The organism is Candidatus Blochmanniella pennsylvanica str. BPEN (assembly GCF_000011745.1).
Taxonomy (GTDB): Bacteria; Pseudomonadota; Gammaproteobacteria; order Enterobacterales; family Enterobacteriaceae; genus Blochmanniella; species Blochmanniella pennsylvanica.
The window spans coordinates 629,172-642,673 of record NC_007292.1; the positions used below are offsets into that span (position 1 = coordinate 629,172).

Genomic DNA, 13,502 nt, shown 5'->3' on the forward strand with positions numbered 1-13,502 from the left:
TACGCCTGTGTTTCATCAATAAAAATATTTAATTTTAGTAAATTTACATGAAAATAATATTTTTCATCATATTGTTAAATTAAATGGAGATAAAAATGTATCAACAAGAAACTATAATCACTGCTTCCAATGGTTTACATACTCGTCCAGCTACTCAATTTGTAAAAGCAGCAAAAAAATTTAATTCTGAAATTACAGTAATCTCTAACGGGAAAAAAGCAAGCGCTAAAAGTTTATTCAAACTACAAACACTAGGTTTAAGCAAAGGATCTATAATTGTTATTTCTGCCGATGGCACAGACGCAAAACAAGCAGTACAACATTTAATTGAGTTTATTACTGAACTCAAATAAATACAATATAATCAATTAATATTTGAATAATTACACTATTTATTAACTCTAATGAAGGTAGAATTATGATTTCAGGAATTTCAGTATCACCTGGCATCGCCTTCGGAAAAGCGTTGCTATTACAAGAAAAAAAAATCATTATCAATTTAGAAAAAATCAATATTGGTACTATTGAACAAGAAATCAATCGATTTCTTTCCGGGCGTTCCGAAACTTCCAAGCAATTGAAAGAAATTAAAAATAAAGTAAAAAAACAGTTAGACTCTAAAAAAGAAGCTATATTTGAAGGCCATATTATATTGCTAGAAGATGAAGAACTTGAGCAAGATATTATTACTCTTATTAAAGAAGAATTATTCAGCGCTGATGCCGCCGTGCATTCAGTAATTGAAACCCAAGCAAAAGCTTTAGAGCAACTAGAGGACGAGTATTTAAAAGAACGTGCTACTGATGTACGAGATATTGGAAATCGTTTATTAAAAAACATTCTAGGAATTCCAATTATCGACTTAAATTCTATTACCGAAGAAGTGATCATTATTGCAGTAGATCTTAGTCCATCAGAAACTGCACAATTAAATTTAAAAAAAGTTTTGGGATTTATTACTGATGCCGGCGGAAAAACTTCACACACCTCTATTATGGCCCGTTCTTTAGAACTACCAGCCATCGTAGGAACTGGTATAATTACAAAAAGAGTATCCAATGGAGATTGGATAATACTCGATGCCTTAAATAATAAAATTTACATCAATCCAACCCCAAACATCATCAAAAATATAAATACATTAAAAAAGAAATATATTTCTGAAAAATATGAGTTAACTAAATTAAAGAATCTCCCAGCTATTACTCTCGACGGACGTCAAGTACGAATATGCGCTAATATCGGTACGATACACGATATAGTTAGAGCTAAAGAAAACGGAGCTGAAGGAATAGGATTATATAGAACTGAATTTTTATTTATGAATCGTAATTCATTCCCCACAGAAGAAGAACAATTTAAAGCTTATAAAAATGCCGCTGAATCCATGATTAACGAATCTGTAGTCATACGTATTATGGATATTGGGGGTGATAAAAATTTACCTTACATGCACCTCCCAAACGAAGAAAATCCATTTCTTGGATGGCGCGCAATTCGCATTATGTTAGACAGAAAAGACATATTACATACTCAATTACGCGCTATCTTACGAGCTTCCTTTTTTGGTAAATTGCGCATAATGTATCCTATGATTATTTCAGTAGAAGAAGTAAAAACTTTAAATACAGAATTAAATTTTTTAAAAACACAATTACGTCAAGAAGGAAAAAAATTTGACGAAAATATTAAAGTAGGTGTCATGATCGAAACTCCTGCTTCTGCAATTATCGCTCATCATTTAGTTAAAGAAGTGGATTTTTTCAGTATTGGAACTAACGATTTAACTCAATATACACTTGCAGTAGATCGCGGCAACAAATTAATATCTCATCTATATAATCCCATATCTCCGTCTATTCTAATATTAATTAAAAAAGTAATCGAAGCTTCACATACTGTAGGGAAATGGACAGCTATGTGCGGAGAAATGGCAGGAGATGAACGTACTACTCTACTATTACTGGGAATGGGATTAGATGAATTTAGCATGAGCTCTATATCTATTCCACACATAAAAAACATAATCCGTAACGCATATTATCGCGATGCAAAAAAATTGGCACAAAAAGCATTGAACTATTCAACCACAGAATCATTAATGCATTTACTTACACATACACATGTGTCACATAATATACAAAAATTATAAAACTATTCTTTTTTTAAAACACCACTATGATAGTAAACATATAATTTAAGAATAAAAATTTTTTATAATTTTATAAATAAATCATCGTATAGTTTATTTGAAAAAATTAAACCTAATCCTATACCTACATTTTATACACAAATAAAATAACCAATATAACGTATAAATAAAAACAATCTATTTCATAAATAGAATCAGGAGTAATATACTATATACAAGAAATTTTTTAATTGGATATATATCTTCTTACAACATATTTTAAAATCTGATTACTCAGATAGCTAAGTACCACAAAATTCACAAACAAAAACCTAACTCTTATAACATGAAAATTATCAATGATCTACACACACTATCTACACAAAAACTATGCTCTAAATAAACCACACATTTAAAAAACAATATTTACTACTAATTAAATAAATTACAGAATCTCAAAAAACATTAATTACAACACTATTTCCCCTGAATATAATCGTGCATTACGTCCGCTTAAATAACAATATGCACCGCATTCTGGAACACCAAAAATATCTTTAATTCCTAAAATTATAGTCAATAAATCTTGATGCCATCCTAAAGGCTCTACACTTAATTGCCAATAATAACCATGCAAACTAACATGCACAATCTTAGCTGGTAATGGATAAAGCACATTATGCTCTTTGCTCATATCCATCTCCCACGGACGAAAAAATAATTCTACTTTTCCTTGTAACGCTGGAATATACGGTAAAGACCAATGATAAGACCCAATAAATAATTCCGATCCACACACTACTCCTTGTAAACAATTCACTTCACTTATAAACTCTAAAACAAAACGAGTAGCCGGCACACACCAAATATCCTTAGGTGTACCTATCTGCTCAATAATTCCTCGATTCATCACTACTATTCTATTAGCAACTTCCATAGCTTCTTCTTGATCATGTGTAACGAAAACACTAGTGAATTTAAATTCATTATGTAACTTACGAAGCCAACGACGCAATTCTTTTCTAACTTGTGTATCTAATGCACCAAATGGTTCATCTAACAGTAAAATTTCTGGTTCAATTGCTAAAGAACGAGCCAGAGCTACACGTTGCTTTTGACCCCCAGAAAGTTGAGTAGGATATCTATTTGCCAAACGTTCTAATTGAATCATGCTTAATAATTGCGTAACTTTTTTGCTAATTATATGAGAATTTGGGCGTTTATGACGTGGCAACATTCTTATTCCAAAAGAAATATTATCTGATACTGTCATATGACGAAACAAAGCATAATTTTGAAAAACAAAACCAACATGACGATCACGTGCACTAAGATGACTAACATCTTTACCTTTAAAACGCAAATAACCACTATTATAATGTTCTAGCCCAGCAATAATACGTAGTAATGTGGTTTTTCCAGAACCGGATGGCCCTAATAACGCTATTATTTCTCCAGATTCAATATGTAAAGAAACATTAGTCAAAATTTTATCATGACCAAAAAATTTCGTGATTCCATCTATCTCAATGCTCATTTCTTATCCTTGATCATAATATTAATTATTACGTTTTAAACGACTTTGTAAATAATGTTTAATAAACAACATAAGAATTGAAATACAAGCTAATAATGATGCCGCAACAAATGCGCCTACAGTATTGTAATCTTGATATAATAATTCTACATACAACGAAACAGTATATGTTTCACCCCGTATTAACCCTGATACTATAGATACTGCTCCAAATTCACCAATAGCACGAGAATTAGTAAGAATAGCCCCGTATAACAAAGCCCAACGAATATTTGGAAAAGTAACATAACGAAACATCATCCAACCAGATGCTCCAAGAAGTATCGCTGCCTCGTCTTCTTGTCTTCCCTGATTCACCATCATAGGAACAAGCTCATGTACCACAAAAGGACAAGTAACAAAAATAGTAACTAATACTAATCCTACCCATGTGAATATTATTTGTATATTATGCAAATCCAGCCAACTTGCTATTGCATTATTATTTGCATAAAGCAATAAATACAATAATCCAACAATTACCGGAGAAACAGCGATGGGTATATTTACTAATATATACAATAACTGTCTTCCATAAAATTTAAAACGAGTCACCAACCAAGCCATTAATACACCAAAAAATACATTAATAGGTACCGTAAATAACGCTATAATAACCGTCAAAAAAGTAGCATGTATCATATCTTGATTTATTAAATTTACTATTACTATTTTTAGACCTTCTGAAAAAGCAGATACAAAAATCACAATTAAAGGAACTAACAACAACATCATTGATATAAACATAGTGAAACCAATTAGAATCCATTGGTTCCATTTAATACTACTGTTGCAATCATTATTGCAATTTTTATTGACATAATTATTCAACATGCTGATCATTAAGATCCCTTAAACCTCCGGTTTATTCGTAATTGAAACATACTAGTAAAAAATAATAATAATAAAGAAATAATTAAAATTACAGAAGAAATAGCACTGGCAGCTGGATAATCAAATTCCTGTAAACGAATAAAGATAATTAAAGAAATAACTTCATTTTTCCAGGCAACATTTCCAGCTATAAAAATAACCGCACCAAATTCACCTAAACTTCGTATAAACGACAACGCTACGCCATACAACCAAGCTGGTGCCAATTCTGGAAAAATTACATTACAAAAAATTTGCCAATGATCAGCTCCAAGAGTTTCTGCTACTTCTTCGTATTCTACAGTAAACTCTTCTAGCACCGGTTGTACGGTTCGTACTACAAATGGAATACTTGTAAAAATCATAGCAATAGATATACCTATCCACGTATACGATACTGTGATGCCGAATCGAGATAACCAAGACCCATACCAACCTGACGTTGAAAACAATGTCGCCAAAGTTAATCCCGCCACCGCAGTAGGCAAAGCAAAAGGTAAATCTACTAACGCATCTAATAATTTCCGACCAGGAAATTGATATCTAGTTATTACCCATGATACTAACAGTCCAAATATAGCATTAAATAATGTTGCTGTCCCAGCAGCTAATAAGGTGATTTGATAAGAAACCAATAATGCTGGATCTGTAATTACATCCCAATATTGAGAAAGACTCATCTGAGATAATTGCATAACTAACGCACTTAAAGGTAATAATAGAATCAAACAAACAAACAATAAACTTCCGCCCAGTGCTATACCAAACCCAGGTAAGGTATGTTTAGATGAAGAAAATAACATCAACGATGTCCTATTGATAACAATTGATCTAATTCACCGCCACGTTTAAAGTGGGTATTCATAACAGTATTCCAATTACCAAATTGATCCTCTATTCTAAATAATTGACTCCCAGAAGATCCATTCGGATATATTTGAGCAATGTCAGTTGTATTGACGCGGTATCCAAACTTAGTAATAATCTTTTGTGCTGAAGGAAGGTATAGGTAATCTAAATAAGCTCGTGCTACATCTTTGGTTCCATTTCTAATGACGTTTTTATCTATCCAAGTCACTGGAAATTCTACCAAAACATTCGGAGTGGGTATAACAATTTCATAATTATTAAATCCATATTGACTTAAAACTAATTTTGCTTCAGATTCAAAATTAATTAGTACATCTCCTTGATTACGATCAACAAAAGTAGAGGTAGCAGCGCGTCCTCCAGTATCAAATACCTTTACATTTTTTAAAAATTTTTGCATCCAAATTCGAGTTTGCTCTATATCTCCGTCGCTATTTTTTAAAAAACAATTCCAAGCCGATAAATAAGTATAACGTCCATTACCAGATGTTTTAGGATTAGGAAATATTATTTTCAACCCTTCATTCGTTAAATCATACCAATTATAAATTCCTTTTGGATTGCCTCGTCTCACCAAAAAAGCCATAGTTGAAAAAAATGGCGAACTATGATGTGGAAATCGATCTTGCCAATTTTTAGGAATTAAGCGTCCGCGATCACACAAAATTTGTACATCTATCACCTGATTATATGTCACCACATCCGCGCGAAGTCCCTGTAATATAGCCATAGCTTGTCTGGTAGATCCTGCATGAGATTGACGAATAATTAATTCATCTTCAGGATGAAGATCTTTCCAATATTCGATAAAATCAGAATTAATCTTTAAAAATAATTCTCTAGACACATCATAAGAACTATTTAATAAAATAGTTCCATGTATTGGAACACAAAAAACACAGTACAATAATACTGTCACTTTAATTATTTTTAAAACAGTATGCATAATAATCATATATATCCGAATACAAACATACCTACTCAAAATAGAGATTTTCCTTCCAGTTGATAGAACACATTATATAATACATGCATCATTAAGACATAAACTGCACGCAAATTTGTACTTGCACACAAGTTTTGTAACCAATTATTAATTGAATGAAATTTAAATCAAGCATATTTGATTAATTTTTTCTATACTTCTCTCTGTAAAAATACTACCATATTCAATATTATTATTTATAATAAAATATAGTAATATTATCTTTTTTCTAAACTATATAAAAGATCTTATATAAAGACATAAAGATAATTTAGAAAATGATTTCTACATATAAATATAGATATTTTCGTTAAATCGACTTAAAACCTAAAATAATTCTCAATATGATCGTATCAATAACTAAAATTTAAAAAATTAAAACAAATAATTCTGTTGTAATAAATTATTTATGTAACAAATGATTATCTTTGTGTATTAAGATTTTCGACTAATTTTATACAATTTAAGCGATGCTTATTATGGTTAATACTACAATAAAATTTGTGATGTACTATAATTGTGATCTAAACAAAATAGCCCGTTGCAAAAGAAAAATAAAAAATAATTATTTTAAATAAATTCAAATATTATTTTTTATTATTAATTAATTATGTACTACACAACATATAATTGTATTATGAAAAGATCATACAATATAAAAAATTAAACCGCTTATATAATCTTACATTCCATGACACATGAGATAATAACACTCACTCTTTAGAATCATTGCTTATGATGTATCATATGTAATATGATAGTTAATTACGTACTGTAATGTACTTGTGTTGCGCTCTACAAAATAAAACCTCACGAACTTAACGTTTAAAACGTTTCCGCAATCATAATAATCTTTGCAACTATATAATAAAATTACAATCCACATTAAATTATGATAATAATCTTTACTATTTTAATACAATCACCTGACATACAGATATACGCACATTAATTAATAGAATATTGATAGATATACAATATTTACATATCTCACGTTGAGATATGTAAATACAACTTATATAATATAAATATTATATAAACATGTTTTAATAAAAATAAAACATATAATAAATAATATTTATGATCATAAACATATTTTACTTTATGAATTTAAAATGATTATAAATATCATTAACATTACCCAATTATAATACGTAATACGGAGTCAGTAGTGAATCCATCAAGTAGTTTAAGAAAAATTTCTGTAATTGTAGAGAATATCAAAAATATTGACACCATTCGGTATTACTATCCACATAATAATACTATTGCTAATCCGCTTCTTATTCTAAAACCATTTTTTTTTAGTTCTCATTGCAAATTAATTGAATATACAATAATTTATACTATAAAAAAATATGATGTTACATTTATTAGTACAATTAACACAATAAATGAGTTAAAAGCTCATATCGACACTAAAATTTTAGACAATATTCCAAGATATGTCTTCATAAAAATGGATATAATATCTTCTTCTAATAAATATTTTAAAATAAAAAAATACCACAGATTTATCGCAATTTATAAAAATCAAAAGACAGATCCAGTTTATTTTATTATCAAAATCACTATCAATTGGAAAATCATAAAAAAAACAACAGAATTTCAAAAAAACAATATCCAAATTAATTTAACATTTTTACTGTCTTTATATCAAAGATGCGCATGTACCAAATTAAATCTATGTTTTATTTATCCATTTATAAATCTTATTTGCAACTGGTATAGTCAATATGTACTATTCAATATTTATAATTATTCTAACATCATACAAAAAATAAATAAAAGTTATTTTAACCATAATAAATATTACGAAAAAAATATTTCTATCAATACTAATTTATGTACAGATAACCCAATAATGGTTACAGATGAATATGATTGCTTAATAAATGTTAAGAAATTACTCAAGAAACACAATCAATTAATCTTGCATACACAACCTATCAAATTTGGTGTATTTTCTTTTTTAAATAAAAAATTTAATAAACCTATTTCTGTGTATAAATTTAACTATTAAAAAATAACAAAATAAGTATGGAAAAATTCACTAAACATATTCGATAATTCTCTATAAGAGAGAAGAATTTATAATCATTTAATTAAAACATTCAATATTAGGAAAATACTTTATGTTATCAGAAAAAATATTAGCTAATGCTATACGTATATTAAGCATAGATGCTATACAAAAAGCCAATTCTGGACATCCCGGCTGTCCCATGGGCATGGCGGATATTGCTGAAGTATTGTGGAGAGATTACTTAAATCACAACCCAAACAATCCCAATTGGATTAATAGAGACCGATTTGTTTTATCTAATGGACATGGATCAATGCTGCTATATAGCATACTACATTTAACTGGATACAAAATATCTATAGAAGATCTAAAAAATTTTAGACAATTAAATTCAACAACACCCGGACATCCAGAATATGGGCATACGGATGGAATTGAGGTTACAACAGGTCCGTTAGGGCAGGGTCTTGCTAACGCTGTAGGATTTGCAATTGCTGAACGAACACTAGCAGCTCAATTTAATCGCGCACAGTTTAATATCATCAATCATTATACTTATGCATTTCTAGGAGATGGATGCATGATGGAAGGTATTTCTCATGAAGCTTGCGCGCTAGCTGGGACTATGAAATTAAATAAATTGATTATATTTTACGATAATAATGGTATTTCTATAGACGGAAATGTACAAGAATGGTTCACAGATGATACTGCTATGCGTTTTGAATCTTATGGATGGCATGTAGTACGTAATGTAAATGGACATAATAGAAATTCTGTTAAAGCTGCAATTGATCAAGCTCAATCCACATTAGATAAACCATCATTGTTAATATGTAATACTATTATTGCTTTCGGAGCTCCAAATAAAAGCGGAACACATAGCGCTCACGGCGCTCCATTAGGAGCAGAAGAAGTGGCTGCTACTCGAAAAGCGCTTAATTGGAATGAACCTCCATTCGTCATACCAAAAGCAATATATAAATCATGGAATGCCACGATACCGGGACAAAAAAAAGAAGATAATTGGCAACAACTTTTTCACAAATACCAAGTTACCTATCCTAATTTAGCAAAGGAATTAATAAGAAGAATACAACGAAAACTACCCGAAGATTGGCATAAAAAAACACAAAAATTTATTGAAAATTTACAAATGCATTCTCAAAATATTGCTACACGTCAAGCTTCTCAAATTACAATTGAATTTTTTTCCAAAGAATTACCAGAGCTTTTTGGTGGATCATCAGACTTAACACCCAGCAATTTGACAACTTGGTCTCAATCTTCTTCTATTATGAAAAATCCTGCCGGAAATTATATTCATTACGGTGTACGTGAATTCGGGATGACTGCTATTGCCAATGGAATTGCTAATTATGGAGCTTTTTTACCTTATACTGCTACATTTTTAACATTTGTTGAATACGCACGCAACGCGGTTCGCATGGCGGCATTAATGAATAGTCATCATATTATGATTTATACTCATGATTCTATTGGATTAGGAGAAGATGGTCCAACTCATCAACCTATAGAACAATTATCAAGTTTACGTATGACTCCCAATTTAATAGTATGGCGTCCCTGTGATCAAGTAGAAACAGCAATTGCCTGGAAATCAGCAATTGAACACCATGGGCCAACCGCATTGATTTTATCTAGACAAAATCTCATGCAGCAAGAACGCACATCAACACAAATTAATAACATTAATCGCGGAGGATATATTCTTAAAGATTGTCAAAATATCCCTGAATTAATTATAATTGCTACTGGGTCAGAAATAATATTAGCAATACAAGCATATTACCGATTAACTGATGAAGGCTATAAAATACGAGTCATCTCGTTACCTTCTACTAATATATTTGATCAGCAAGATAAATCATATCGTGAATACGTATTACCAAGCACAATAATTAATAGAATAGCTATCGAAGCTAGTAGCACTGACTATTGGTATAAGTATGTTGGAATATATGGTGAAATCATTGGTATGAAGACATTCGGAAAATCAGCTCCATCACATCAATTATTTAAATTTTTTGACTTTACTGTGGACTACGTGATCAATAAATCATATAAATTACTCAAAAAATCCTAAAACAACAGATCACCAAAAATGTTTAATTTTTATAAAAAACATCTATATACAACTATATCAATAAATATCGGTATAGTTGTATATCTGAATTTTACATTGATTATATATATGATTTATTCGTGTGAATTATTAAATTCAAAATAATTTTATCAGAACTATTACCACGGGAAAATATAAAATGAATTATTCAGCGCTAATAACATTAGCTCAAAAATTAATTCAGCAACCTTCGGTTAGCCCAAACCATCATAGTTGTCATGAAATAATTGCAAATTATTTAGAAAAACTAAATTTTAATGTAGAGTTAATGCGCTTTGATAACACCCTTAATCTTTGGGCATTTCATAGTTGTAAAAAACAACAAAAACACACCACATTATTGTTTATTGGGCATACTGATGTGGTCGATCCTGGAGATCCTCAATTCTGGGATTACCCTCCGTTCTCAGGATTAGTACATAATAATATGTTACATGGGCGAGGCGCAATTGATATGAAGGGGGCATTAGCAGCTATGTTAGTAGCCACTGCCAATTTTATCGACCAATATCCTAATTATCAAGGACGGATTGCATTTCTTATCACTTCTGACGAAGAAGGCAGTGGTATCAACGGAACCACAAAAGTTGTAGAATCTCTAATTGCACGTAATGAACATATAAACTATTGCATAGTCGGAGAACCATCCAGTCAAGATCAACTAGGTGATGTTATAAAAAATGGTAGACGTGGATCACTTACTGGACAACTGACAATACACGGATCTCAAGGACATGTAGCCTATCCTCAATTCTCTAAAAATCCAATACATTTAATCATTCCAGCACTGTCAGATTTGCTAAACATTACATGGGATCGAGAAAAAAGTATATTATTTCCTCCTACTGCTATACAAATTACTAATATTTATTCTAATCATAAGAACAACAATGTTACACCCCATACAGTTATATTAAATTTTAATGTACGCTTTAATGATAAATGTTCTATTGACAATATTAAAAGATACATAAATGACATATTCACACGTCATACTTTACCTTATAATATCAATTGGAAACTTTCTGCAGAGCCTTATTTTAGTAAACCTGGACAATTAACTAACGTTGCAATCAATGCAATTAAATATTACCAAAAATTTGAACCTCGATTAGAAACTACAGGAGGTACTTCTGATGGACGTTTTATAGCTAAAATGGGAACAGAAGTCATAGAATTAGGAGCGCGTAACCATATGATTCATAAAGTTAACGAATACATTGATCTAATTGATTTAAAATTACTTAGCTCTATATATAAAAAAATTATAGAAGATTTAATACTAATACAATAAATGCATAATGTATTATTATAACAGTTCTGAAACTAAGATACATGTTTATTATATGGGGAGTAATTGAATACTGAATAATAAACATGTAGTTATTATTTTTAATACATATATTGAAAATAATCTCAACAAAAAAAGTATTACTGATTGCTTATATTAAAATTAATCTTCAATATTAATTAAACATGATTCATGTGACATATCTGTAGAAAAAATTAACGGAGGACATATGTATAGTTGTTTACCTACTTTTTGAGCAATATTATTATCTTCTCTGGTAACATCAGGAATAACATAATCATCATATGATATAGGTAATACACCATCTAAATCTTCCGGTATATTTAATTTCACCAAAGATGCCGCATCTAAATATGATAAATCACCATTAAGCTTACAACGTTCTTCCTTGTATATTCCGAAAGAACAAGCTGATAGCAATATTATACACAAAATCTCTAAAAAAGTTAACATTATAACCCTTATATAAATAATTATTTATAATTAGACTGATTATAAAATAACCCTGAATCTATTAAAGCTTGCTTTAGAACATCACGATGTACCTCAGATAAAACAGTCATAGGTAAACGCAAAACATAATGCGATATTAATCCTAATTCTTTACAAGCCCATTTCACTGGTATAGGATTAGAATCAATAAATAGCGCTTGGTGCACAGGCATCAAGCGCTGATTAATGTGTTGTGCGGTTGAAAAATCATTTTCATTTGCTAACTTACATAACTCAGCCATTTCCTTTGCAGCAATATTTGCTGTAACGGAAATTACCCCAACTCCTCCAAGTTTCATAAAATCTAATGCACTTAAGTCATCTCCGCTCAACAAAATAAAATCTTCATGAACCAACTGTTTTAATTGATTTACTCTATTTAAGTTTCCTGTCGCCTCTTTAATACCAACTATATTTTTTATTTTTGCTAAGCGAGAAACAGTAATCGGTAACATATCGCAACCAGTACGTATTGGAACGTTATACAATATCTGAGGTAAGTCTGTGCTTTCTGAAATAGCCTTAAAATGTTGAAATAATCCTTCTTGATTGGGACGATTATAATAAGGGGTTACGCTTAAACAAGCTGCTATATCGCTATCATTAAATTTATTAGTTAATGCAACCGCCTCTGCCGTTGAATTAGCACCAGTACCTGCTATAACGGGCAATCTACCATCGCTAAACTCTAAGGTTCGCATAACCACATCAACATGCTCTTCATGTGTAAGCCCAGACATCTCTCCAGTTGTACCAACGGAAACAATAGCTGACGTACCACTGACTACATGATGATCAACAAGTTTTTTTAAACTTATTCGATCTACAGTGCCCTTTAAATCCATTGGGGTAATTAATGCTACTATACTTCCCATAAACATGAACTATTGTCTCCAATAAACGGAATCTTGTAAAATATTGTTATTCAATAAAAACATTCAAATAAAATGGCTAAAAATATCAAATAAAAATATTAACCGTTCTTCATATATAACAAACAATAAGGTTATTTTTAATAATATTAAAATATATATTATTAATAAACATGCTTATCTTTTACTACCGTTTAATATTTTAAATTAATTAAAAAT

At 30.2% G+C, this 13,502-nt stretch carries 11 protein-coding genes; 5 read left to right on the forward strand and 6 right to left on the reverse strand.

What is annotated here, in order from left to right; all coding sequences use genetic code 11:
• The first annotated feature begins 95 nt into the window (after nt 1-95).
• Together BPEN_RS02600 and ptsI are read left to right on the forward strand one after the other, a co-directional pair.
• On the forward strand, nt 96-353 hold the full coding sequence (locus BPEN_RS02600; protein ID WP_011283047.1) for an HPr family phosphocarrier protein: 258 nt from the start codon (nt 96-98) through the stop codon (nt 351-353).
• 65 nt (nt 354-418) lie between these two features.
• Nucleotides 419-2,152 (forward strand): phosphoenolpyruvate-protein phosphotransferase PtsI, encoded by a 1,734-nt coding sequence (ptsI, locus tag BPEN_RS02605; protein WP_011283048.1) that lies wholly within the window; start codon nt 419-421, stop codon nt 2,150-2,152.
• A 448-nt stretch (nt 2,153-2,600) separates the two neighbouring features.
• Here ptsI and cysA read toward each other — a convergent pair whose 3' ends face one another.
• Genes cysA through cysP form a run of 4 tightly spaced genes read right to left on the reverse strand, consistent with a single transcriptional unit; the run spans nt 2,601 to nt 6,405 of the window.
• Nucleotides 2,601-3,668: a sulfate/thiosulfate ABC transporter ATP-binding protein CysA gene (cysA, locus tag BPEN_RS02610; RefSeq protein WP_011283049.1), complete on the reverse strand. Its 1,068-nt coding sequence runs from the start codon at nt 3,666-3,668 to the stop codon at nt 2,601-2,603.
• A gap of 21 nt (nt 3,669-3,689) precedes the next feature.
• Nucleotides 3,690-4,550 carry a sulfate ABC transporter permease gene (locus BPEN_RS02615; RefSeq protein ID WP_011283050.1) on the reverse strand — a complete coding sequence of 287 codons (861 nt, stop codon included), beginning with the start codon at nt 4,548-4,550 and terminating at the stop codon, nt 3,690-3,692.
• Nucleotides 4,550-5,383, reverse strand: a complete 834-nt coding sequence (gene cysT, locus BPEN_RS02620) for a sulfate/thiosulfate ABC transporter permease CysT (protein ID WP_011283051.1) — start codon at nt 5,381-5,383, stop codon at nt 4,550-4,552. The genes BPEN_RS02615 and cysT overlap by 1 nt, the downstream gene beginning before the upstream one ends.
• Complete coding sequence (cysP, locus tag BPEN_RS02625; protein WP_011283052.1) at nt 5,383-6,405, reverse strand: thiosulfate ABC transporter substrate-binding protein CysP; 1,023 nt, start codon at nt 6,403-6,405, stop codon at nt 5,383-5,385. Before cysP ends, cysT begins: the two co-directional genes overlap by 1 nt.
• A 1,201-nt stretch (nt 6,406-7,606) precedes the next feature.
• Here cysP and BPEN_RS02630 point away from each other — a divergent pair.
• From BPEN_RS02630 to dapE, 3 genes are all read left to right on the forward strand, one after another.
• Nucleotides 7,607-8,458: a transaldolase family protein gene (locus BPEN_RS02630; protein ID WP_011283053.1), complete on the forward strand. Its 852-nt coding sequence runs from the start codon at nt 7,607-7,609 to the stop codon at nt 8,456-8,458.
• Between the two features lie 112 nt (nt 8,459-8,570).
• Nucleotides 8,571-10,568, forward strand: a complete 1,998-nt coding sequence (gene tkt / locus BPEN_RS02635; RefSeq protein WP_011283054.1) for a transketolase — start codon at nt 8,571-8,573, stop codon at nt 10,566-10,568.
• 178 nt (nt 10,569-10,746) lie between these two features.
• Complete coding sequence (gene dapE / locus BPEN_RS02640) at nt 10,747-11,901, forward strand: succinyl-diaminopimelate desuccinylase (protein WP_011283055.1); 1,155 nt, start codon at nt 10,747-10,749, stop codon at nt 11,899-11,901.
• A gap of 159 nt (nt 11,902-12,060) precedes the next feature.
• On the opposite strand, the gene BPEN_RS02645 is transcribed toward dapE, so the two are convergent.
• The gene (locus BPEN_RS02645; RefSeq protein ID WP_011283056.1) at nt 12,061-12,372 is read right to left on the reverse strand and encodes an outer membrane protein assembly factor BamC; all 312 of its coding nucleotides are present in this window, start codon (nt 12,370-12,372) and stop codon (nt 12,061-12,063) included.
• 20 nt (nt 12,373-12,392) lie between these two features.
• Entirely contained in the window at nt 12,393-13,292 is a 900-nt protein-coding gene (gene dapA / locus BPEN_RS02650; RefSeq protein WP_011283057.1) for a 4-hydroxy-tetrahydrodipicolinate synthase, read from the reverse strand.
• Nucleotides 13,293-13,502 lie beyond the last annotated feature (210 nt).